We start from the raw sequence: 21,697 nt of genomic DNA, 5'->3' as shown, positions 1-21,697 counted from the left end.
TAACCAAAGTTTTAGCTTAAAAATATTGAAAAGAAAAGGGCCGCTTTAAGCGGCCCGTAGTTGTAGTTAACTATTTTCTTTGATCCAATTGTCAATTTTGTTTTCCAACAATGCTAGTGGAACGCAACCAGTTTCCAAAACCTGATTATGAAATTGACGGATATCAAACGTATCACCCAAAGCATCTTCCGCTTTTTTGCGCAATTCCCGAATTTTGAGCTGTCCTATTTTATATGACAATGCTTGTCCCGGGTTGGCCATATAACGTTCTATTTCAGAAATGATGGAAGCTTCAGACTCGGCCTCATTATCCAATGAGTATTGAATGGCCTGCTCCCTGGTCCATCCTTTGGAATGCAAACCAGTATCAACAACCAATCTAACGGCTCGGTGCATTTCTGCGCCCAACATGCCAAATAACTGATAAGGATCGGTATACAGACCTAATTCTGTTCCCAAAGATTCACTATAAAGTGCCCATCCTTCACCATATCCACTATACCATAATGTTTTTCTGAATTTTGGCAATTCCTCATTTTCTTGAGTCAATGAAATTTGATAGTGATGCCCTGGTATGGCTTCATGCAAAAACAAAGATTCGTCCGAATACGTATTGTATTTGGTTACTTCTGGAATGGGCGTGTAAAATATTCCTGGACGGGTACCATCCAATGAACCTGGGTTGTATTCTGCACTTGCAGAATTTTCCCGAAAAGCTTCGGTACGTCTCACTTCAAAAGGAGTCTTTGGTTTTACGTCGAAAAGCTTTTCAATTTGAGGTTTCATCCGATTATGTATGGCATTGAAATTATCAATAACCTGCTGAGGGTCGGTAAATGGCATTAGCTCTTTATTACCTCTTACATAATCAAAGAAAGCTTTTAAATCTCCCTTAAAACCAACCTGCTCTTTGATTTTTTCCATTTCGGAACGAATCCGGGCCACTTCACTCAATCCCAATTCATGAATTTCTGCTGCCGTCATGTCGGTAGTGGTATACTTTTTTATTTGATGTGCATAATAGGCATCTCCGTTGGGTTCTCCTTGAATACCACTTGATTCCCTGCCAGCATCCATATATTCGTTGGCCATGAAAGCGTGCAGTTTTTCGTAAGCAGGAACAATTTTGTCGTTCACCATGCTTTGATAGGCGGCTGTAAGCTGCGATTTTTCCTCTTCGGAAAAACTATCGGGTATGTTTTTTATAGGGGTATAGAAGAGATGTTTGTCCAACTCTTTAACCGTTAATGATTCAAGTTGTGGCAATACTTTTTTGATCAATGATTTTGGAAGAACATGTCCTTTTTCAATACCTTCTTTCATCTTAGCTTGGGCACTCGACAGCCACTCCAAGTAACCATCTACACGTTTCATCCATTTTTGATAATCCTCAACAGTTTCAAAGGGTTGAGCGCTAGAACCACTTGCCAATTGTCCCATGAATAGGTTGGGAGACCACATTTGGTCGATTGGAGTAAGATTGGCATTATGGTTGAATTCGTTCAAATTGATATCGCATTGCCATTCTAGGATGGCTTTGCTCATTTGCTCACTTTCCGTAAGACTTTCATCTGGAAAAGTGTTCAATTTGTTTTTGTACCCTTCAAAATGGGCCTTGGCTTTGGCTATATGTTCGTCGGATAGTTGATTGGTAAAAACATCGTCGTAGCGATGATCCCCTGCAGTGGTAGCATTGATAGGATTCAATTTTAGACCATCCTCATAATAATTGTTTAGAAGTGTTGCAAAATCCGCACTAAGATTTGGGGTTTCTTCTTTTTTGGGTTCCTGCTTGCAGGCATGCAAGGAAACAATTGCAATAAGTAAAATTGTTATTTTTTTCACTTTTTTAAGTTTGATTTGTTACAAAAATGTAAAATAATCAAATCAGGGAAGACAGAGCGCAAGTGAATTGCTAAAGTTTTTATAAAAAAGATAGTTATGGAGGTTTAGGATTTTCTTCACTCACTAAAAGCACGAGGATACTCATTGGAACGTACGCCATACTAAATGCTCATTTTTTTGACATGATCTGTTATCTAGCTTCAACAAAAAATTAAAACTTTTAATGATGAGGACAAAATTGCAATTACTGCTGGCGCCTGCTATAGTATTGATTAGCGGAGTGCTTTACACTACATTGATGGCTTCGGGCCCAAAAAGAACTTTACAACCGGAAAAAGGTTGCGTATTTATGACTGTAATGGGCGAACAATCGTCTGAAGGGTTTATTCGATATAAGTCAGATGAGAATATTCAATTTGCGGTACGGGATGGACTTCAATGGCTCTCGAAAGCACAATTACCCAACGGAGGGTATGGAGCAGGTAGTCATTCTGCACAACATATAAAAGATCCCCAAGCGGTAAAAGCAGATCCCGCAACTACTGCTATGGTGGGTATGGCTTTACTTAGGAGTGGCACAACCCTAAAAAAGGGGACTCACGCCCAAAATCTTAAAAAAGCATTGGATTATCTTTTGGAAACCATAGAAAGTACTGAAAACGACGAGCCATATATCACTCAAGTTAGAAATACCCAGATACAGTCAAAACTGGGGGCAAATATTGAAGCCGTTTTGGCCGCCCAGTTCCTTTCCAGCATTTTGGACAGGGATTTGGTGGGGATAGACAAAAAACGAATTGTTCGTTGCTTGGACATTTGTATTGCTCGTATCCAAGAAGGAACTGACGAACACGGTAAGCAGAGAGGTGCTGGTTGGGCAGGAGTACTGCAGAGCGGAATGGCCAATAGTGCCTTGGAAGCTGCGCAAGTTGTAGGTGTAGAGGTAAGCGAAGAAGTTCTGGAAAGATCTAGAAAGTACCAAAAAGAAAACTACAATGAGGAAGACGGGTCGGTAAAAACGGACGACGGAGCTGGAATTATATTGTACTCGGTAAGCGGAAGTGTAAGAGCAAGCGCCAAAGAAGCCAGAAAAGTCAAGGCAGATATTCGTAAAGCAAAAGCTGAGGGCAAGATAGCGTCCAATGCTGAAGTTAATGCCCAAACTCTTGAGGAAATAGGATACGCTGCGGGCGATGCCCAGAAATATGGAACGGCTTACAAAGTATATGAATCCGCCAAGGAAACAGCACAAAAGGATGAAGTGCTAAATGGTTTTGGCAATAATGGAGGAGAAGAGTTTTTAAGTTACCTGCAAACCGGGGAGTCCTTGCTGGTGAGCAAAGACGAAGATTGGAAAGATTGGTATGATAATATGAGTGGACGTATTTTGAAAATTCAAAATGAGGACGGTAGTTGGAATGGTCATCATTGTATTACCAGTCCTGTTTTCTGTACGGCCACTAGCCTACTTCTATTGACGGTGGAGGAAGACATTGCTTTTCTGCAAAAAATGGGTAAGGAATAATAGAACTTCCATAAAATCAAAAACCCGGTTAAAGATCGGGTTTTCTTTAATTATTTTTTGGACTTGTTCATCATTTGCTTGGCTAAATCTGCACCAATCAATGATTCTAGTAGGGTAACAATTCCAAATAATATAATCAGTATTCCAAATAATGTAAGCATGGCGTTTGGTTTTAAAGGTTAGACAAAAATTAGAGCGATGAGTTGAATGAGCAACATCACTAAAAACTTAACAATTGTGATCATGTGCTGATTGATTTTAAGGGTTGAAAAATTGCTTTGAACCGGTTACGTTTTTTTAAGATAAAATGACAACAATCATGTTTCCAAATTTTTGGAAGGAAATCAATACAATTGAATACAGATTTGTAAGTAAATAAATGAGATTGACTTTAAAAATTATGTAACTATCTTAAGAAATGTTTTAAAATGTAATTTAAAATATCAATAAACATTATAAACTGAAGTATTTGTAGGGATGTTTTTAGGCAATTTCTCAAAACCAAGGGAAGTTTTGGTCCAAAAATGACAGTTTTGGGCAATTTCGTTTAGGACAGAAATAAAAAACCGACCATTTAATGGTCGGTTTGTATTGTAATTTTTATGTCTTTATAGGGCTACTTTTTCTTTTTGGTAATGATTTCAATTACCCCATTCTTTGCTTTTTTGCCATACTTTTTTATGGCTCCATCTCCCTTTAGAACATTTATGGATTCGATATCATCTGGAGAGAGTTTTTCTACGTCTTTTTCCTTTGCTTTTTTTCCATCTACAAAATAAATTGGCTTTTGTTTCGAATCGCTGCTTCGAAATAACAATCCATTACTGCCAGGGATAGCATCTGAATCATTGTGAACATCCGTTTCCTTAATGATGTTTACCTCTTCATGAATGTGTTTATCACTTGATATGTGTTTCTTAATCTCTTTGTGTTCACTTTTGTTTATGGCATTGTCAGAATCAATATGTATTTGAACATCACTTTCATTGTGATCATGGTCAATGTTAATATTCATTTCTTCTAGTTCTTCTTCGCTAATTTCTTTACCATTCAGCATTATTTTCTTTACACCATCTTTTTCTACAATGGTGATGTTTTCATGTTTTTTATCATCAGAATTGATCCAGACCCGGCTGTCATCATCAGAATGTATGCTTATGGAATTGTATTGGGAGTTTCCGAAGGAGATGGTGTTTGTGGATTTGTCATAAAAAATGGAAATGGGTTTTATTGGGCCATCTGAATTGGAGTTGTAGTTTCCACTAAAATTCTCTCCATCGCTACTTTTGCCGCTTAATTGTAGTGAAATGTCGATAATTTCTTTGTTGACATTATGCACTACCGTGTAAGAGAAATCAATGCCATCTTTGGCAAGGTCGTTTTTAATTTTTAGTAATTCTTCATCCGAAGTGTCCTTGTTAATAATAAGTTCAATGGTTTTGTCGTCCACTTTTGTGTCTTCAATAAATTGGTCTTCTGAGCCAAGGATAAACTCGGTTTTGGTATTGAAACTAACCAGGAACAACGCAATGGCAGGTAAAATAAAACACATCTTCAACATGTTTGTTTTCTTGGATTGAATTTGATTTAACATGACTATTCGTTTTTTGATTAATGAATTGTAAAATGGATTGGCAATGAACAGATTATGCGTACCAATGGTCTGTTTGAGCATTAAATATTGATATGTTTTCTTTTCCTCTCCTTTGCCACAGCTCTGGGCATCGGCCAAGAATTCTAGATTTTGCTTTAGGGCATTTCGATAAAACCAAATCGCCGGATTAAACCACAGAAAAACAAGAGCCAGTTCCATCAACAGGATATCAAAAGAGTGGTGTTCCCTTGCATGCACTTTTTCATGTTCGATCACGGATTCCAATTCTGCTCGGTCAAACTCCTCTTTGTGGTAAAAAATGTATCTGAAAAATGAAAAAGGAGAAATATTCTGTTGCGTCTGTACATGATAAAAAGGGTGTTCCTTCAGCAATTTGGCGGTTACAAACAACCTTTTTATGGAATAAAATTGTGTAGCCAATCGAAAGCCCATAACAACCACACCTATCAAATAAATTGCAAAAACAATTAGCCATAAGTTGGAAGATGAATTGTCAAGCTGCAGGTTGACTGGGGAAATTGATTGCGTAGCCTGTACACCAGAAATGGGTAAAGCTTCCAATATAACCGTTTTGGTCATGGTGATAAAAGGAGCTGCTAACGAAATCAACAATCCCATAAATAAAAACCAACGATTGCCTTTAAAAAACGTCTCCTTCCTTAAAAAAATAATATAGCAAAGCAAAAAGAGAAGTATTATCCCGGACGATTTTAAAAGATGAATTAACAATGCTTCCATCACTTTTTGTTTTCAATAAGATCAATAATTTCCTTTAATTCCTCCACTGATATTTTTTCTTCCTTCGCAAAAAAAGAAACCAGACTTTTATACGAATTATCGTAGTAATCCGCAATAGTGGAGTTGACGAATTTTTTACGATACGCCTCTTTTGTAACAAGCGGATAGTACCGGTGGGTATTGCCAAAAGCCTCATGCCCAACATATTTTTTTTCCTGTAAATTCCTTACAATGGTGGACAGGGTGTTGTAATGTGGTTTATCTCCCTTCATTTCCTTTAGCACTTCCTTGACAAAGGCTTTTTTTAGCCTCCACAGGATTTTCATTACCTCTTCTTCCTTATTGGTCAGTTTTTGCATTTGATGAATTTTGTGCCAATGTATAATTATATTTTTAGTTAAACAACTGTTTTTGTAGTTATTTAACTATTTATTTAGTTTTTATTTTTAATCTTGGAAGTATAATTTCATTAAATCTTAATCTATATTTACGCCAAAACTCACCTTTTGGGAAATCTACTTTTTATTCTTCTTGGCCTTGCATTATTGATTTTGGGAGGGAATTGGTTGTTGAAAGCTGCGGTTGCATTGTCACTTAGGTTGGCGATACCCAAAATTGTAATTGGAATGACAGTGGTCTCTTTTGCTACTTCAGCACCCGAGCTTATTGTGAGTATTAAGGCAGCGTTGGATGGATTTCCAGATTTGGCACTAGGTAACGTAGTGGGCTCAAATATTGCTAACTTAGGTTTGGTTTTGGCCATAACGGTACTCCTGGGCAGAATTGATGTACGACGAAGTTTTTATACTACAGATTGGCCGGTTATGATGTTGGCCTCTTTGCTTTTTGTTGGTTTCATATACTTTGATGGTGTGTTGCAGCAGTATGAAGGTATTATACTAGTAGTATTCCTATTTCTTTTCCTAATATTCTTACTTAGATTTCAGAAAACAGCAGTGGTGGATGAAATGCCCGAGGATGATGAATTATTGCCGTTGCATAAAACAGTGTTTTTTTTAGGAATAGGGGGAACGGCACTGTGGGGCGGTTCCGAATTGTTGATCGATGGTGCTGTTGGTATGGCATCGGCTTTTGGTGTGAGCGATAGGATTATTGGAATTACGATTGTTTCCGTTGGAACAAGTATTCCGGAATTGGCGGCATCGGTTGTTGCCGTTATCAAAAAAGAAAAGGCAATATCGTTGGGGAATTTGATTGGCTCCAACATTTTTAATTTACTCGCAGTATTGGGAATCACTTCTATAATTACACCAATTAAAGTGATGGATCAGGAATTGCTTACTGGAGATATTTTCTGGATGCTTGGAATTTCCTTTTTAATACTGCCTCTGGTATTCTTTCCGAAGGGATTGCGCTTAGGATGGAGAGATGGTATTGTTTTGCTTGCGTTCTACGCGCTCTTTGTATACCTGACCCTAAACTAAATATGTTTAGTATAATTAATTAAAAAAGAACTCCTCGATAAGTTCCGATGTTTACCATGAATCTTATTGAAGGTTTTATATTGGTGGAATAGGTGTAATTCGTGTCAAGCCATTTAAGCAAAACAGAAACCGCCCCAAAGGGGCGGCTTAAACACTATCAACAATTAATTTATACACTATACATCTGCAGACTTCACAGTTTTTATGATTCTGCCTGCAATTTTGTAAGGATCTCCGTTAGACGCTGGTCTTCTATCTTCCAACCAACCTTTCCATCCTTTTTCAACGGTAATAATCGGAATCCTGATAGATGCTCCACGATCGGAAACCCCATAAGAGAAATCAGATACATGCGCAGTCTCGTGTAACCCGGTTAAACGCTCATCGTTAAATTCTCCATAAACATCTATATGTTCCTCTGTAACTGGTCTGAACGCTTCACAGATTTTCTCATAAATTTCTTTGGAACCACAGGTTCGTAAAGTGGTATTAGAGAAGTTGGCGTGCATTCCTGATCCATTCCAATCTCCTTTTACAGGCTTAGGATGGTATTCAATATAATATCCATACTTTTCAGTCAGTCTATCCAGTAGGTAGCGCGCAATCCAAATTTCGTCACCGGCCTTTTTGGCTCCTTTGGCAAACAATTGAAATTCCCATTGACCTGGAGCAACTTCTTGGTTGATGCCTTCAAAATTCAAACCCGCTTCAATACATAAATCCGCATGCTCCTCAACAACATCTCTACCCCAAGTATATCTACCACCTACAGAGCAATAGTATTTACCTTGTGGTCCAGGGAACCCTCCACGTGGAAATCCTAAAGGTAAGTCGGTTTTGGTATCCATTAAAAAATACTCCTGCTCAAAACCAAACCAAAAATCATTGTCATCATCATCAATGGTTGCTCTTGCGTTAGAAGGGTGTGGTGTGCCATCGGCACTTAAAACTTCGGCCATTACCAACCAGCCATTACTTCTAACTGGGTCTGGGTAAATAGCAACTGGTTTCAGTAAACAATCAGAAGAACCCCCTGATGCCTGTTCTGTGGAAGAACCATCAAAGGACCATATTGGACAATCTTCCAGTTTACCACTAAAATCATCTTCAACTTTAGTTTTGCTCCTCATGTTTTGAGTTGGCTGATGGCCGTCCAACCAGATGTATTCTAATTTAGATTTGCTCATAATTCCGGTAGTTATATGTTCTCAAATAATTCGAGGTCAAAAATATATATTTTCGTTTGATAATATGTGTTTTATAGGGCTAAAAAGACAAAGAAGTCGATATAATTTTTATTACCCCTATTTTTTATGGGGTAAAATGAAAAAAAAGTAATTTTTTAAAGATATATTATTAAATTGATAATCGTAGTTTTGCGTTTTAATTACTAAAAAGGATGTCCATAATGAGATTTCAAGCTTTACAAGAGAGTGGTAAAAGAAATCATACCACAGTGGAAGAAACAGGAAGAAGGTCAGAATTGTTTGGGAAGAATGTATTCAACGAGGAACGAATGCTTCAATTCTTGACCAAAGAAGCATTTGATAAAGTAAAATCAGCCATTTTTCAGGGCACCAAAATAGATAGAAAAATAGCCGATCAGGTGGCCGAAGGAATGAAGGCTTGGGCTTTGTCCATGGGGGCGACCCACTATACACATTGGTTTCAGCCATTGACTGGCTCCACTGCCGAAAAACATGATGCCTTTTTCGACATTTTACCCGATGGAAGGGCCATGGAAAAATTTGGAGGCGCACAGTTGGTGCAGCAAGAACCTGACGCTTCAAGCTTTCCAAGTGGTGGAATACGCAATACTTTTGAGGCAAGGGGGTACACCGCTTGGGACCCGACTTCACCCGCATTTATTTATAAAACAACGCTCTGTATCCCTACTATTTTTGTGGCCTATACCGGGGAGGCTTTGGACAATAAAGCACCTTTATTACGGGCACTTCATGCGATGGATGAAGCGGCAACCGGAGTGGCCCAATATTTTGATAAAAATGTTAGGAAAGTGCACGCCACCCTGGGTTGGGAGCAAGAATATTTTTTATTGGATAAAGCATTGGTGAAATCTAGGTTGGATTTGGTAATGACGGGCCGTACACTTGTTGGGGCTTCCGCAGCCAAAGGTCAACAATTGGATGACCATTATTTTGGGGTAATTCCGAGCCGGGTGCTTGCTTTTATGAGCGATTTGGAGAAACAGTGCACCAAATTGGGTATTCCTGTGAAGACGCGACATAATGAGGTGGCACCCAATCAGTTTGAGTTGGCACCAGTTTTTGAAGAGGCCAATCTTTCCGTGGATCACAATTTATTGTTGATGGATGTCATGGAAGAAATTGCTGATAAACACCATTTTACCGTCCTTTTTCATGAGAAACCCTTTGCTGGGGTCAATGGCTCCGGAAAACACAATAACTGGTCATTGGAGACCGATACCGGAGTGAATTTGCTTAGCCCAGGGTCAACACCGATGAAAAACCTTCAGTTTTTAACCTTTTTCGTCAATACCATTAAAGCGGTGGATACCTATGAAGAACTTTTGCGTTCTTCAATAGCCTCAGCTAGCAATGATCATAGGTTGGGTGCAAATGAAGCTCCGCCATCCATTCTTTCGATATTTATTGGAAATCAGCTAAGTGAGGTATTGGATGAACTTGAAGGTGTTTCCAAAGGAAAACTGTCTCCAGAGGAAAAAACAGAACTTAAGCTCAATGTGGTTGGAAAGATTCCTGAGATTTTGTTGGATAATACCGACAGAAACCGAACATCTCCTTTTGCCTTCACCGGTAACAAATTTGAAATGAGGGGCGTTGGGGCCAAAACCAATTGCGCCAAACCCATGACCATCTTGAACACTATTGTGGCCAAGCAACTGACCGACTTCAAAAAAGAGGTGGATGCACTTATTGATAAAAAAAGCCTTAAGAAAGACGAGGCCGTGTTCAATATTTTACGCGAATACATAAAAACCTCTAAGCGTATTCGTTTTGATGGGGATGGTTATGGCCAAGAATGGCAAGATGAAGCCAGAAAACGCAAACTGAGCAACAACAAAAATACTCCAGAAGCTGTTCAAGTGCTTACATCCAAAGAGAGCATAGCTCTTTTTAAGGATATGGAAGTTATGAGCGAAGTGGAGTTAAAAGCACATCAAGAGGTGGAATTGGGTACATATGTGCTTCATCTTCAAATTGAGGGCAGGGTTTTGGAGGAAATGGTCTATGGTCATATTGTGCCTTCAGCAATCTCTTACCAAAATTTACTGCTGGAGAATATTAATGGATTAAGAGAAGTGTATGGGGCAGCTCATAAAAAGTTTGCGGAGACCCAATTAAATATATTGGAGCAGATAGGCGAGCACATTGTTACTATCAAAAAGTTGACAGATGAAATGACCACGGTGCGAAAAAGAGCTAATAGTCTGTCCACTATAAATAAAAAGGCTCAATCCTATTGTGATAATGTCAAACCCTATTTTGAGACTATTCGCGAGCAATCGGATAAATTGGAAAAGCTGATTTCAGACGATTTATGGCCATTTACCAAGTATAGAGAGTTACTATTTGCCAAGTAACAGCTATTTTTGCGCAAAATCCACATAAATGTCCTCAGATACCAGTAAAAGATATGCCCAAAGAGGGGTTTCCGCTTCCAAGGAAGATGTTCACAATGCCATAAAGAACATTGATAAAGGACTTTTCCCCAAGGCCTTTTGCAAAATTGTGCCAGACCATTTAACTGGAAGTGAGGACCATTGCCTTGTTATGCATGCGGATGGAGCCGGTACCAAATCCTCGTTGGCCTATATGTATTGGAAGGAAACTGGTGACATTTCTGTTTGGAAGGGAATAGCCCAAGACGCATTGATCATGAATGTGGATGATTTAATATGTGTTGGTGCTACAGACAATATCATGTTGTCATCGACCATAGGTCGAAATAAAAATCTGATTCCCGGAGAAGTAATTTCGGCAATCATTAATGGAACAGAAGAATTGATTGCTGATTTGAATAAACATGGGATTACCATACATTCTACGGGTGGGGAGACGGCAGATGTGGGGGATTTGGTTCGAACTATTATTGTTGATTCAACGGTGACAGCAAGAATCAAAAGAGATCAGGTAATCGACAATGCCAACATAAAGGCAGGGGATGTCATTGTGGGATTGGCATCTTTTGGTCAGGCCACCTATGAAACAGAATATAACGGTGGAATGGGAAGCAATGGATTGACTTCCGCCCGACACGATGTTTTTGCCAAATATTTGGCCGAGAAATACCCAGAGAGTTTCGATGCTTCGGTTCCCGAGGAATTGGTGTATTCTGGAAATACCCAATTGACAGATGCTGTAGAAGATGCTCCTTTGGATGCCGGAAAATTGGTGTTATCGCCCACTCGAACCTATGCGCCTATCATAAAACAGATATTGGAAAAATATTCCTCAAAAGAGATTCACGGAATGGTGCATTGTAGTGGAGGCGCCCAGACCAAAATTCTCCATTTTGTGGATAATCTGCATGTTATTAAAAATAATATGTTCCCGATTCCACCACTGTTCAAATTGATTCAAGAACAATCCGGAACAGACTGGAAAGAGATGTATCAAGTCTTCAATTGCGGCCATCGTATGGAATTGTATGTGAATGAGGCAGTTGCGTCGGATATCATCTCCATTTCAGAACGCTTCAATGTCAAGGCTCAAGTCATCGGTAGGGTAGAGGCATCTGATGATAAAAAACTGACCATCAAAAGCGAGTTTGGCAAGTTCGAGTACTAGTATACGATTCACTTCAAATTAGCGTTCTTTCTATAAACCCCACGCTATGGAAAGAAAAGATTTTTTAAAAAGTATGGGCGCCAGTGCGGCATTTGCCCTTACTTTCCCCTGTTTACACGGATGTTCCAGTGACGCTGAGAACCTTGAACAGTTCCCAGAGCCCGATGGTGTGGATTTTACGGTTGACCTTGATGCTACCGATTCTGCACCCTTAGCCAACAACGGAGGTTTCATATTGGTTAAATCCAATCCAAGCTTTGGATATACCGATATTGTGGTTGCCCGAAATTTAGCGGGGGACTTAATTGCGGCTAGTCAAATATGTAGCCATCAACAAACAGAAGAAGTACGGTTTATTTCAGAAGATGGAGGAATTTTTAGATGTTCCACCCATGGATCACGATTCAGTCAAACAGGAACCCCTTTAAACTCTGTGACCAGTAACCCACTTAAAGTTTTTAATACAGAACTTAATGGCACAACCTTAAGGGTTTTTGAATAATTTCCACCTAAAATTGGTCCAGATGATGAAACCCTTATTGCTTATAGCATTTTCTCTTTTTTTTGGCACCCTACAAGCGCAGTGGCAAGAAAGTTTTGAAGATGCATTGGAATTGGCCGAAGAGGCGAATAAACCCATTGTTTTAGTGTTCTCTGGCTCAGATTGGTGTGCTCCATGCATTCGTTTTAAGCGAAATATTTTGGATTCGGAAGATTTTAAGGATTATTCGGAATCGCACTACGTTTTGTACAATGCCGATTTTCCAAGAAAGAAGAAAAATAAACTTCCGTTAGAAAAATTAAATTCCAACAAATCACTCGCGGCACAATTCAACCCGCACGGATATTTTCCATTAATTGTTGTTTTGGACAAAGAAAAATCCCTGTTGGGTAAAACCGGTTTTGATAAACGAGCCTCTCCTAAAGAGTTCATTTCACTTTTGAACAATTTTGTGAGATGAGGATATTTTCATTGTTTTTGACTTGTTTTTTTCTGCTGACTGCCAGCGGGCAGCAAAAGGATGTTACCGTAAGAAGAACAATGAAACTTATGGGTACCCGGTTTGAGATAACCGTGGTGGCTCCCAACGAAGATATTGGCTATATTAATATTGATGAGGCTGCGTCGGAGATTAAACGCATCGAAAAAATCATCTCTTCCTGGGATGAAGATTCAGAAACAACCTTGATCAACAAAAATGCTGGAGTCAAGCCGGTAAAAGTGAGTCCTGAGCTCTTTGGTTTGATTGAACGAGCCAAAAAGATTTCAGAAATCACGGACGGAGCTTTTGACATTTCATACGCTTCCATGGATAATATTTGGAAATTTGATGGAACAATGAAAGGGATGCCCTCGGCATTGGCCATAAAACAATCCATTAGCAAAATAGGGTACGAAAAAATAATCCTCAACCCAGAGGAACAGACCATTTATTTAACAGAAATCGGCATGCGTATAGGTTTTGGAGCCATAGGAAAAGGATATGCGGCAGATCGAGCAAAAGAACTTTTGGTTTCTAAACAAGTTAAGGCAGGAATCATCAATGCATCTGGCGACCTCACTACTTGGGGTACAAAAGTGACCGGTGAAAAATGGCTTGTAGGTATAGCAAATCCTTTGAGTAAGGAAAAAGTATTTAGTTGGTTGCCTGTGGTAGAATCTTCGGTGGCCACATCTGGGAATTATGAGAAATATGTCATTATAAACGATAAAAAATACTCCCATATCATTGATCCAAGAACTGGATACCCTACTTCTGGAATCAATAGTGTTTCGGTTTTTGCAAAAAATGCAGAACTGTGCGACGCTATGGCCACGGCCGTTTTTACCATGGGAAGAGATAGTGGTATTCATCTCATTAATCAGATTGATGGGGTAGAAGTGGTTGTTGTGGATTCTGACAACAAAATCCATAAAAGCTCAGGAATTGTGTTCGAGAAAAATCAATAAATTTAAAGATGCAGAAACTCTTTTTTTTAGCCGTTTTATTGCTTTTGGGCAGTTCATGCGTAGCGGTGCGGGAATATGACAAAGCTTATATCAATGATATAGAAATGCAATTGGGCGCTCGGACATCTGAACGTTTCGAAACCAATTTCCAAATTTACAGGGAAGCCTCGGCAGGAGCGAATGGTGGAAAAACAGGTGGCGGTTGCGGCTGTAATTAGAAAGCGAAAATTCAAATATCAAACACTAAATACAAAAATTGAGCACTGTGCAATCCAAAAGTCCAATTCCCCAAAAATCAAATAAACCAAGAGTTCAGATTGCAAAACATATATTGGCATTTCTTGTTTTTTTAGGCTTTGGAATTTCCATCGCATGGGGTCAGCAGACAGATAACTCCTATTCAAAAAGAGTTTTGGAAACGAGCGAAATAGATGTGTTGTTCAGCTATTATAGCCAAGATGGGCAAAATGCAGCTGTAACCGGAGGGGAAGGTACCGAAGAACTTACCGATGCCACTTCAACCATAGTGTTACGTATGCCCATGAACGAGGACGATGTGTTAACCGTAGATGTAGGGCTGTCCGCATATACCTCAGCCTCTTCAAGCAACGTAAACCCTCTGGATGGCGGAAATATCAATGCTACACCTTTTGATGCCTCCTCCGGAGATTCAAGAAAAGATATGTTGGCCTATATCAACCCTACTTACCAACACAGTTCCAAAGACCGAAATTCCATTTGGAGTGCCAACGCTTATTTTTCTGCTGAATACGATTATTTCTCTGTAGGGTTTGGTGGAAGTTATTCCAAACTTTTTAATGAGAAAAACACAGAACTTACACTAAGCGCTCGTGTCTTTTTAGATAAATGGAATGCCATTTATCCTATTGAGCTACGTCCTGGTTTTTTTGATGATAGAATTACGGGAATCGGAACATATAATCCAGGATTCACTGCTTTTGACAAGGAAAACAGGAATTCGTATTCCGTTTCACTGAGCTTTTCGCAGATTTTGGGCAAAAAATTACAAGGAGCATTGTTTGTGGACTTGGTTTCCCAAAATGGATTGCTGAGCACACCTTTTCAGCGGGTATATTATGGTGATGTGAATGACTTTTTTATAGATGATTTTCAATTGGCCGATAACGTTGAACAATTGCCCGATTCAAGATTTAAGGTGCCATTTGGAGGACGTTTAAACTTTTATGCCACTGATTTTTTGATTTTGCGTTCCTACTATCGCTTTTATTGGGATGATTGGGGCATAACATCACATACGGCGAGCATTGAAGCACCGTTAAAGCTGACAGACAAGTTCACGTTGTACCCAACATATAGGTACTACACCCAATCTGCAGCGGATTATTTTTATCAGAAAGAAGATGCACTGTCCACTTTAGATTTTTATACTTCGGACTATGATCTTTCAAAATACGATGCACATCAATATGGTTTTGGAGTGCAATACAAGGATATTTTTACAAATGCCAAGATTTTTTCTTTTGGACTAAAGACCATTGACCTTCGATTTAGTAAATACGACAGAAGTGATGGTCTCAATGCTTCTATCATCACTTTGGGAACGACTTTTATTGGGAATTAGCCAGAAACTCCTGAGCTTTCAATCCAATCAAAAATTGTAAATTCGCACCTTAACGCGGATGGATCTATGCTTGACAAACTCAACATTGTAAAACAACGTTTTGATGAGGTTTCCGACCTTATCATTCAACCTGATATTATTTCTGACCAAAAGAGGTATGTTAAGCTCAACAAGGAGTACAAAGATTTAAAGATGCTTGTTGATAAACGGGAGGAATACATATCAATTTCCAATAATATTTCAGAGGCCGAGGAAATCATTTCAGACGGTAGTGATACTGAAATGTTGGAAATGGCAAAAATGCAGTTGGATGAAGCCAAAAGCGCCCTTCCTAAACTGGAAGAAGAAATCAAACTCTTGCTAATTCCCAAGGACCCTGAGGATGAAAAGGATGTAGTTATGGAAATAAGGGCAGGAACTGGTGGTGATGAAGCCAGTATTTTTGCCGGAGATTTATATCGTATGTACGCCAAATATTGCGAATCCAAAGGTTGGAGGACCAACATTATAGATTTAAACGAAGGAACGAGTGGTGGATTTAAGGAAATCCATTTTGAGGTTTCCGGAGAAGATGTTTACGGCACATTGAAATTTGAAGCTGGGGTTCACCGTGTTCAAAGAGTTCCACAAACTGAAACCCAGGGTAGGGTGCATACCAGTGCAGCAACAGTTATGGTAATTCCGGAAGCTGAGGATTTTGATGTACAGATTGACCCCAAAGATGTTCGAATTGATTATTTCTGCTCTTCTGGTCCAGGCGGACAATCCGTGAATACAACCTATTCGGCGGTTCGATTGACGCATGTGCCAACAGGTTTGGTGGCTCAGTGCCAAGATCAGAAATCCCAGCATAAAAACAAGGAAAAGGCGTTCAAGGTACTTCGGTCAAGATTATATGACCTTGAGTTGGCCAAAAAACAGGAGGAAGATGCTGCCAAGCGTAATTCTCAGGTGAGCAGCGGTGACCGTTCTGCAAAAATTAGAACATATAATTATCCGCAAGGAAGGGTGACTGATCATAGAATAGGATTGACCTTATATGATCTTCAAAACATTATCAACGGAGATATTCAAAAGATTGTTGACGAGTTAATGCTGGTTGAGAACACAGAGAAATTAAAGGAAGCTTCTGAGATTTTTTAAAATTACAATCAGTGTTTAGGAGTATTCGGGAAACATTATTATGAAAATAGAAGAGTTAGTATCTCAAATCAGACATAAAAAATCCTTTTTATGTGTTGGTCTGGACACCGATTTAGATAAAATTCCCAAGCATCTTCTTAAGGAAGATGACCCCATCTTTGCTTTCAATAAAGCAATTATAGATGCCACACATCACCTATGTGTTGCTTATAAACCGAATATTGCTTTTTATGAAGCATACGGACTGGAGGGTTGGAAGTCGTTGGAGCGCACCATGGAATATCTGAACGTCCAACATCCTCAGATTTTCACGATCGCAGATGCCAAAAGGGGTGATATAGGTAATACCTCTACCCGCTATGCCAGGGCATTTTTCGAAACTTTAAATTTTGATTCCATCACCATAGCCCCCTACATGGGTAAAGACTCCGTAGAACCTTTTTTGGAGTTTAGTGACAAGCATACCATATTGTTGGCCCTGACCTCCAATCAAGGGGCATTTGATTTTCAAACAAAGAAGGTCAATGGAAAAGAATTGTATAAAGAAGTGTTGGAGGTTTCTAAAACCTATAAGAATTCGGAAAATTTAATGTACGTGGTGGGTGCGACCAAAGCCACTTTTCTTGAAGATATTAGAAAAATTGTTCCTGAGAGTTTTTTGTTGGTTCCAGGTGTTGGAGCCCAAGGAGGAAGTTTGCAGGAGGTCTGCAAATATGGAATTACCAAAAATGTAGGTTTGTTGGTAAACTCCTCGAGAGGAATTTTATACGCTTCCCAAGGATTGGATTTTGCAGAAAAAGCTGCAGAAAAAGCAAAGATTATGCAAAAAGATATGCAATTGGAATTAGAAAAACTACATTAGTTTATTTACCCAAATCTTCCAATATCCTTTTAATGTTCTGAGCTTTTCTTTTAAAGAATTCACCAAGATTAGTATCAATATACGTGGCATCTGCTGCCTTCTCGATAAAATTTCTATACCTAAATTCTAAAACGGCCACGGCCTGATTTCCGCTTGTAATTGGAGTCACAGTTCCAACTTTGCAATATTGATTTTTCATTCTATAAGATTTGTTATACCAAAGATACGTTGAAAACGGCTGCATAGATCATGCCTCTTTGTCGTATTCGTCTAGAAATCAGGTACTTTATCTAAAAATTAACAAAATCAGGGCCATTTACGCGGAATGACCGGGTAATTTGGTAAAATTTTAACGGATAAGGGTTAGTAGCTATCGCGCCTCAATTGCAGTACCCTAAAAAGGGTTTTTATGTATTGGTCAGTTTGGAAAAAATAAAAAACAGCCCAAAGATGATATTGATTGACTAATTCAAATATTTACCTTATGAGACCAATGATATTTTAGGAGTGTCCCCATGGGCTGTTTCTAAAATAAAATAATGAAAAGTGTAGATAATAAGGGCTAAAACTTATCAACTTTTACCATGCCGATGCAGAAATACTCTTCTTTTTATACCCTTAAAACATTCTTTTGGTATTCAGATGGAGTCAATTGGGTATCTTTTTTGAAAGCTTTGTTGAAAGTAACCTTATTATTATAACCTACTTCGTAAGCAACATTGATAATACTAAGTTTGCGCGACTTGTCTTCCAACAATAATTCTTTGGCTTCCTGAATTCTGTACATGTTTACAAACTCATGAAAGCTAATATTGAAGTGCTCATTGATGATTTGGGACGCGTTGTGTCTGGTAGTGTTCAGCTTTTGGGCGACCATATCCAGATTGATGTTGTTTTCCTTGTATATTTTATCAACAGCAAAAAGATAAACTAAGTTCTCTTTTAGTTCATTCGATAAACTTTGGGTAAGGCCCGATTTTTCATACTTGGGAAACAAACGATTTTTGTAAGCATAGGCCCCGCTAAATACATCGGGCTGAATGTTTGCTGAATAGCCAACATAGAGTACCATCAATGCCATGGCTGCTGTAGAACTGGTATAAAGGAAACCCGAATTAACTTGATTTATGACAAGAATACCATAGGCTGTATAGGTTATTACATAAAGTATATGGATTTGGTAGACATTTTTCTGCCAAATTAGCTTTTTTGCATCCAGAAGCTTTTCTTGGGCGCTTTTTAAATAGATTTTTCGTATAAAATATCCATAAATGGTAAGGGATGCTATTTTTAAGATTACCAGTAATAGTAGTTTTCCAGAATCTTGTGGGTTCAATCCATTTTGAATTCGGCTAAGCATCAAATGAACTTTATCTTCGCTAGAAACAGCATAGACACTTAACATCATATAGCCCAGCAGGGCGAGTGTTGGAAGGGCATGTAAAATATCAATCTTTTTAAACTTGTACTTCTGTGATGTTGCCTTAAAATAAAAGTATAACAATGGACCATATAAAAAGGAAGCCCAGGTGGACATTAAATAGGTATGCGGATACTCAAACATATAATTGGCCCTATTTACGCTAATATTTAGTATGAAAAGGGAGTGTATGAAAATAAAGGAAGCTATCAATAACCTTGATTGTGTGTGTATCTGTTTGTTTATAGTAACTACAAAAACAACATAAAACCCAATAACCGCAACAAATAGAAACAGTAGGGACCAAGTGGTGACTTTTGGGAGCACCTTGGCATAAACATTCTCGAATTCTGCAGAACCATGTATAGATTCAAATCCCTCGTTAAGTAGGAAAGTGGGTTTGAAATCCAATTGTAAATAATCTAGTAAATAACCGGTTGCCGAAGTTGGGTTCTGCATTGCCGCAGAACAAAGGGACAACTTTTTAAGGATATACGTATTTTCAGAATCCTTAAGATTAAGCTGTTTTTGGTAGATGGAAATGGCTTTATTAAACTCTCCAATATTATAATAGTAGTCCGCCCACTCTAGAGAATCTTTTAAGGCAATATTGGCATATTTGTCTCCATTATTCCAACCATTTTTACTTATGGCGGAAAAACAAGACGCACAAACGAATGCGAATAAAAATATCAGATAACATGACCGTCCCATGTTTTTGATTGAATTAGCCTTCTTTGAAATTAAGGATATTAACATTTCCAAATGTTAAAGAAATCTTAAAATCAGTAACTCCCGATAATAGTTTACCTTTTCAATTTAATCTGAATTTAGATTCAGGTCCCACCTATTTCCCTGATAATCAATAAATTGAAGAAAATAAAAAAACCGGTGCATGCACCGGTTTAAACTAACTAACTCAAAAAAATGCTAACTCAGATAATTTACTACAAAATTCCTTCATTATTTAAAGTCCAAGGTTAAGATAACTTTAGGAATTTATTGAAATTGCCTTGTTTTATTACGATAATAACGACAATTTCTGAAACTTATTGCGTTATTAAGAAAAAATTACAATTAATCTTGCAAAGCGAAAATCTTTTTTAACAAATCGGTAGTTCTAGACGAAATTTTGGTTCTTATCTCCTTTTCTTCAACCGCTATCATCGTAAAAACACCATCTAGTGCTTTTTGTGTAGTGTAGTTCGTTAAATCAGGATTTACATCCGTAGTTAATGGTAAATTGTTGTATTTGGTAATAATATTCCTCCAAATTTGATCCGCTCCTACTTTACTGAAAGAGTTTTGGATGATTGGGGTGAACTTATTGTTTAGCTTATTTCTTGTGCTTCCTTCAAGGTAATGGGTGGCTGCATTGTCATTTCCAAGTAAAATTTGTCTTGCATCACTGAATGTAATTCCACTAACTGCATCAACAAAAATAGGTGTAGCTTCCTTTACCGCATCTTCAGCTGCCCTATTTAATATCCTGAGTCCTTCATCCGCTAATTTTCCCAAACCAACATCTCTTAGTGTTTTGTCAACTTTTTTAAGTTCATCTGGGAGTAAGATTTTCACTAAATCGTTTTTAAAAAAACCATCCTTAGCCGTTAATTTGTTCACCTGTTTTTCTATTCCGAAATTGAGAGCTTCTCGAAGGCCTTGTGCAATTTCAGCGTTACCTATTCCTGGAGTACCTTGAGGTAACTGGTTGACCACCTGTTGAAGTTCGGCACACCCGAAAAATTGAAAAACCAAAAAGCATAGCAGCAAACGTTTCATAATTAATTTGTTTTATGATTAATGTGAATGTACTGCAAATCGATTTAAAAAAACAGATGCAATTGATAATTAGGAAAAAATAACGGTCTTGTTATTATAAACAATTGTTTTTCTGTCAACATGAAGCTGAACAGCTCTCGAGAGTACAATTTTTTCCAAATCCCTGCCCTTGGCAATAAAATCCTTAATGGAGTGAGAATGCGACACAGTGGTCACATCTTGTTCAATTATTGGACCGGCATCCAGTTCTGCAGTCACATAATGACTTGTGGCGCCAATAATCTTAACTCCTCTTTTAAAGGCTGCATGGTAAGGTTTGGCCCCAGCGAAGGCCGGTAAAAATGAATGGTGGATGTTGATTATTTTTTGAGGATAAACATCAATCACGTAAGGAGATACTATTTGCATATATCTGGCCAATACAATGAAATCGACCTTATGCTCTTTAAGTAAGTCCAACTGTTTTAGCTCTGCCTCTTTTTTGGTGTCTTTGGATACGGGAACATGATAATATGGAATTTGGAATTGGTCGGCAATATATTTTAAATCAGGATGGTTACTTAAAATAAAAGGAATATCAACCGGTAATTCACCTGAATTAAATCGACTTAAAAGGTCATATAGGCAATGATTGTACTTAGATACAAAAATGGCCATTTTGGGTTTTTCACCATCCAAATGAATATCCCAGCTCATCTCATATCTTTTTGCAAGATTTTGTTCAAAGGCATTCTTGAACTCAGATAAACCGAAAACATTGTCAAACTCACTTGTCAACCGCATAAAAAAGACCCCAGCTTCTTTATCCACATGCTGATCCAAATAAACTATGTTGCCATCCTGCGAATGAATAAATTGTGTAACGGAACTTATAATTCCGGGCTGGTCTGTACAATGTATGAGTAACGTTAACTCCATATGGTATTTTTATCTCGATAAAATTAGGATAATCCAAAAAGCAACTGAAAGCGCCCT

At 38.4% G+C, this 21,697-nt stretch carries 19 protein-coding genes; 11 read left to right on the top strand and 8 right to left on the bottom strand.

Annotated features, from left to right (window positions below):
- Positions 1 to 66 precede the first annotated feature (66 nt).
- Complete coding sequence (locus IAG46_RS06145) at positions 67 to 1,845, bottom strand: DUF885 domain-containing protein (protein ID WP_190809427.1); 1,779 nt, start codon at positions 1,843 to 1,845, stop codon at positions 67 to 69.
- A 223-nt stretch (positions 1,846 to 2,068) separates the two neighbouring features.
- Between IAG46_RS06145 and IAG46_RS06140 the strand changes: the two genes are divergently transcribed.
- Positions 2,069 to 3,370: a hypothetical protein gene (locus IAG46_RS06140; protein ID WP_190809426.1), complete on the top strand. Its 1,302-nt coding sequence runs from the start codon at positions 2,069 to 2,071 to the stop codon at positions 3,368 to 3,370.
- Between the two features lie 616 nt (positions 3,371 to 3,986).
- On the opposite strand, the gene IAG46_RS06135 is transcribed toward IAG46_RS06140, so the two are convergent.
- Together IAG46_RS06135 and IAG46_RS06130 are read right to left on the bottom strand one after the other, a co-directional pair.
- Positions 3,987 to 5,603 carry a M56 family metallopeptidase gene (locus IAG46_RS06135; protein WP_190809425.1) on the bottom strand — a complete coding sequence of 539 codons (1,617 nt, stop codon included), beginning with the start codon at positions 5,601 to 5,603 and terminating at the stop codon, positions 3,987 to 3,989.
- Positions 5,604 to 5,722: 119 nt separating this feature from the next.
- A complete protein-coding gene (locus tag IAG46_RS06130) occupies positions 5,723 to 6,082 on the bottom strand; it encodes a BlaI/MecI/CopY family transcriptional regulator (RefSeq protein ID WP_190809424.1) in 360 nt (119 codons plus the stop codon).
- A 147-nt stretch (positions 6,083 to 6,229) separates the two neighbouring features.
- On the opposite strand from IAG46_RS06130, the gene IAG46_RS06125 reads away from it, so the two are divergent.
- On the top strand, positions 6,230 to 7,168 hold the full coding sequence (locus IAG46_RS06125) for a calcium/sodium antiporter (protein WP_190809423.1): 939 nt from the start codon (positions 6,230 to 6,232) through the stop codon (positions 7,166 to 7,168).
- A 176-nt stretch (positions 7,169 to 7,344) separates the two neighbouring features.
- Here IAG46_RS06125 and IAG46_RS06120 read toward each other — a convergent pair whose 3' ends face one another.
- The gene (locus tag IAG46_RS06120; protein WP_190809422.1) at positions 7,345 to 8,355 is read right to left on the bottom strand and encodes a glutamine synthetase beta-grasp domain-containing protein; all 1,011 of its coding nucleotides are present in this window, start codon (positions 8,353 to 8,355) and stop codon (positions 7,345 to 7,347) included.
- Between the two features lie 212 nt (positions 8,356 to 8,567).
- Here IAG46_RS06120 and IAG46_RS06115 point away from each other — a divergent pair, with 212 nt between their 5' ends.
- The 9 genes from IAG46_RS06115 (at position 8,568) to pyrF (ending at position 17,520) form a co-directional block, all read left to right on the top strand.
- Positions 8,568 to 10,754 (top strand): glutamine synthetase III, encoded by a 2,187-nt coding sequence (locus tag IAG46_RS06115; RefSeq protein WP_190809421.1) that lies wholly within the window; start codon positions 8,568 to 8,570, stop codon positions 10,752 to 10,754.
- A 28-nt stretch (positions 10,755 to 10,782) separates the two neighbouring features.
- The gene (locus IAG46_RS06110; protein WP_190809420.1) at positions 10,783 to 11,961 is read left to right on the top strand and encodes an AIR synthase related protein; all 1,179 of its coding nucleotides are present in this window, start codon (positions 10,783 to 10,785) and stop codon (positions 11,959 to 11,961) included.
- 46 nt (positions 11,962 to 12,007) lie between these two features.
- Complete coding sequence (locus tag IAG46_RS06105) at positions 12,008 to 12,463, top strand: ubiquinol-cytochrome c reductase iron-sulfur subunit (RefSeq protein WP_190809419.1); 456 nt, start codon at positions 12,008 to 12,010, stop codon at positions 12,461 to 12,463.
- 22 nt (positions 12,464 to 12,485) lie between these two features.
- Complete coding sequence (locus IAG46_RS06100) at positions 12,486 to 12,923, top strand: thioredoxin family protein (protein WP_223826591.1); 438 nt, start codon at positions 12,486 to 12,488, stop codon at positions 12,921 to 12,923.
- On the top strand, positions 12,920 to 13,912 hold the full coding sequence (locus tag IAG46_RS06095) for an FAD:protein FMN transferase (RefSeq protein WP_190809418.1): 993 nt from the start codon (positions 12,920 to 12,922) through the stop codon (positions 13,910 to 13,912). The genes IAG46_RS06100 and IAG46_RS06095 overlap by 4 nt, the downstream gene beginning before the upstream one ends.
- An 8-nt stretch (positions 13,913 to 13,920) precedes the next feature.
- The gene (locus tag IAG46_RS06090) at positions 13,921 to 14,130 is read left to right on the top strand and encodes a DUF4266 domain-containing protein (RefSeq protein ID WP_190809417.1); all 210 of its coding nucleotides are present in this window, start codon (positions 13,921 to 13,923) and stop codon (positions 14,128 to 14,130) included.
- A gap of 143 nt (positions 14,131 to 14,273) precedes the next feature.
- Positions 14,274 to 15,515: a DUF3570 domain-containing protein gene (locus IAG46_RS06085; RefSeq protein WP_368668172.1), complete on the top strand. Its 1,242-nt coding sequence runs from the start codon at positions 14,274 to 14,276 to the stop codon at positions 15,513 to 15,515.
- Positions 15,516 to 15,581: 66 nt separating this feature from the next.
- Entirely contained in the window at positions 15,582 to 16,658 is a 1,077-nt protein-coding gene (gene prfA / locus IAG46_RS06080; RefSeq protein ID WP_190809416.1) for a peptide chain release factor 1, read from the top strand.
- 40 nt (positions 16,659 to 16,698) lie between these two features.
- Positions 16,699 to 17,520, top strand: coding sequence for an orotidine-5'-phosphate decarboxylase (gene pyrF / locus IAG46_RS06075; RefSeq protein ID WP_190809415.1), 822 nt, complete (start codon positions 16,699 to 16,701; stop codon positions 17,518 to 17,520).
- Between the two features lies 1 nt (position 17,521).
- Here pyrF and IAG46_RS06070 read toward each other — a convergent pair whose 3' ends face one another.
- From IAG46_RS06070 to purU, 4 genes are all read right to left on the bottom strand, one after another.
- Complete coding sequence (locus IAG46_RS06070) at positions 17,522 to 17,719, bottom strand: hypothetical protein (RefSeq protein WP_190809414.1); 198 nt, start codon at positions 17,717 to 17,719, stop codon at positions 17,522 to 17,524.
- 411 nt (positions 17,720 to 18,130) lie between these two features.
- Complete coding sequence (locus IAG46_RS06065; RefSeq protein ID WP_190809413.1) at positions 18,131 to 19,654, bottom strand: AraC family transcriptional regulator; 1,524 nt, start codon at positions 19,652 to 19,654, stop codon at positions 18,131 to 18,133.
- 363 nt (positions 19,655 to 20,017) lie between these two features.
- Positions 20,018 to 20,722, bottom strand: coding sequence for a DUF4197 domain-containing protein (locus IAG46_RS06060; RefSeq protein ID WP_190809412.1), 705 nt, complete (start codon positions 20,720 to 20,722; stop codon positions 20,018 to 20,020).
- A 69-nt stretch (positions 20,723 to 20,791) separates the two neighbouring features.
- A complete protein-coding gene (purU, locus tag IAG46_RS06055; RefSeq protein WP_190809411.1) occupies positions 20,792 to 21,640 on the bottom strand; it encodes a formyltetrahydrofolate deformylase in 849 nt (282 codons plus the stop codon).
- Between the last annotated feature and the right edge of the window lie 57 nt (positions 21,641 to 21,697).

This window comes from Flagellimonas sp. S3867, from assembly GCF_014698935.1.
Lineage (GTDB): Bacteria > Bacteroidota > Bacteroidia > Flavobacteriales > Flavobacteriaceae > Flagellimonas.
The sequence above is the reverse complement of the archived record's forward strand: the minus strand, read 5'-3'. Positions and strand labels throughout refer to the sequence as shown.

What these genes read in the sequence shown, in the direction of transcription:
- IAG46_RS06120 (WP_190809422.1), bottom strand. Translation starts at nt 8,355, where the DNA reads ATGAGCAAATCTAAATTAGAATACATCTGGTTGGACGGCCATCAGCCA.
- IAG46_RS06135 (WP_190809425.1), bottom strand. Translation starts at nt 5,603, where the DNA reads ATGGGATTGTTGATTTCGTTAGCAGCTCCTTTTATCACCATGACCAAA.
- IAG46_RS06070 (WP_190809414.1), bottom strand. Translation starts at nt 17,719, where the DNA reads ATGAAAAATCAATATTGCAAAGTTGGAACTGTGACTCCAATTACAAGC.
- IAG46_RS06105 (WP_190809419.1), top strand. Translation starts at nt 12,008, where the DNA reads ATGGAAAGAAAAGATTTTTTAAAAAGTATGGGCGCCAGTGCGGCATTT.
- IAG46_RS06095 (WP_190809418.1), top strand. Translation starts at nt 12,920, where the DNA reads ATGAGGATATTTTCATTGTTTTTGACTTGTTTTTTTCTGCTGACTGCC.
- IAG46_RS06100 (WP_223826591.1), top strand. Translation starts at nt 12,486, where the DNA reads ATGATGAAACCCTTATTGCTTATAGCATTTTCTCTTTTTTTTGGCACC.
- IAG46_RS06115 (WP_190809421.1), top strand. Translation starts at nt 8,568, where the DNA reads ATGTCCATAATGAGATTTCAAGCTTTACAAGAGAGTGGTAAAAGAAAT.
- IAG46_RS06140 (WP_190809426.1), top strand. Translation starts at nt 2,069, where the DNA reads ATGATGAGGACAAAATTGCAATTACTGCTGGCGCCTGCTATAGTATTG.
- purU (WP_190809411.1), bottom strand. Translation starts at nt 21,640, where the DNA reads ATGGAGTTAACGTTACTCATACATTGTACAGACCAGCCCGGAATTATA.
- IAG46_RS06060 (WP_190809412.1), bottom strand. Translation starts at nt 20,722, where the DNA reads ATGAAACGTTTGCTGCTATGCTTTTTGGTTTTTCAATTTTTCGGGTGT.
- IAG46_RS06110 (WP_190809420.1), top strand. Translation starts at nt 10,783, where the DNA reads ATGTCCTCAGATACCAGTAAAAGATATGCCCAAAGAGGGGTTTCCGCT.
- pyrF (WP_190809415.1), top strand. Translation starts at nt 16,699, where the DNA reads ATGAAAATAGAAGAGTTAGTATCTCAAATCAGACATAAAAAATCCTTT.
- IAG46_RS06130 (WP_190809424.1), bottom strand. Translation starts at nt 6,082, where the DNA reads ATGCAAAAACTGACCAATAAGGAAGAAGAGGTAATGAAAATCCTGTGG.
- IAG46_RS06065 (WP_190809413.1), bottom strand. Translation starts at nt 19,654, where the DNA reads ATGGGACGGTCATGTTATCTGATATTTTTATTCGCATTCGTTTGTGCG.
- prfA (WP_190809416.1), top strand. Translation starts at nt 15,582, where the DNA reads ATGCTTGACAAACTCAACATTGTAAAACAACGTTTTGATGAGGTTTCC.
- IAG46_RS06090 (WP_190809417.1), top strand. Translation starts at nt 13,921, where the DNA reads ATGCAGAAACTCTTTTTTTTAGCCGTTTTATTGCTTTTGGGCAGTTCA.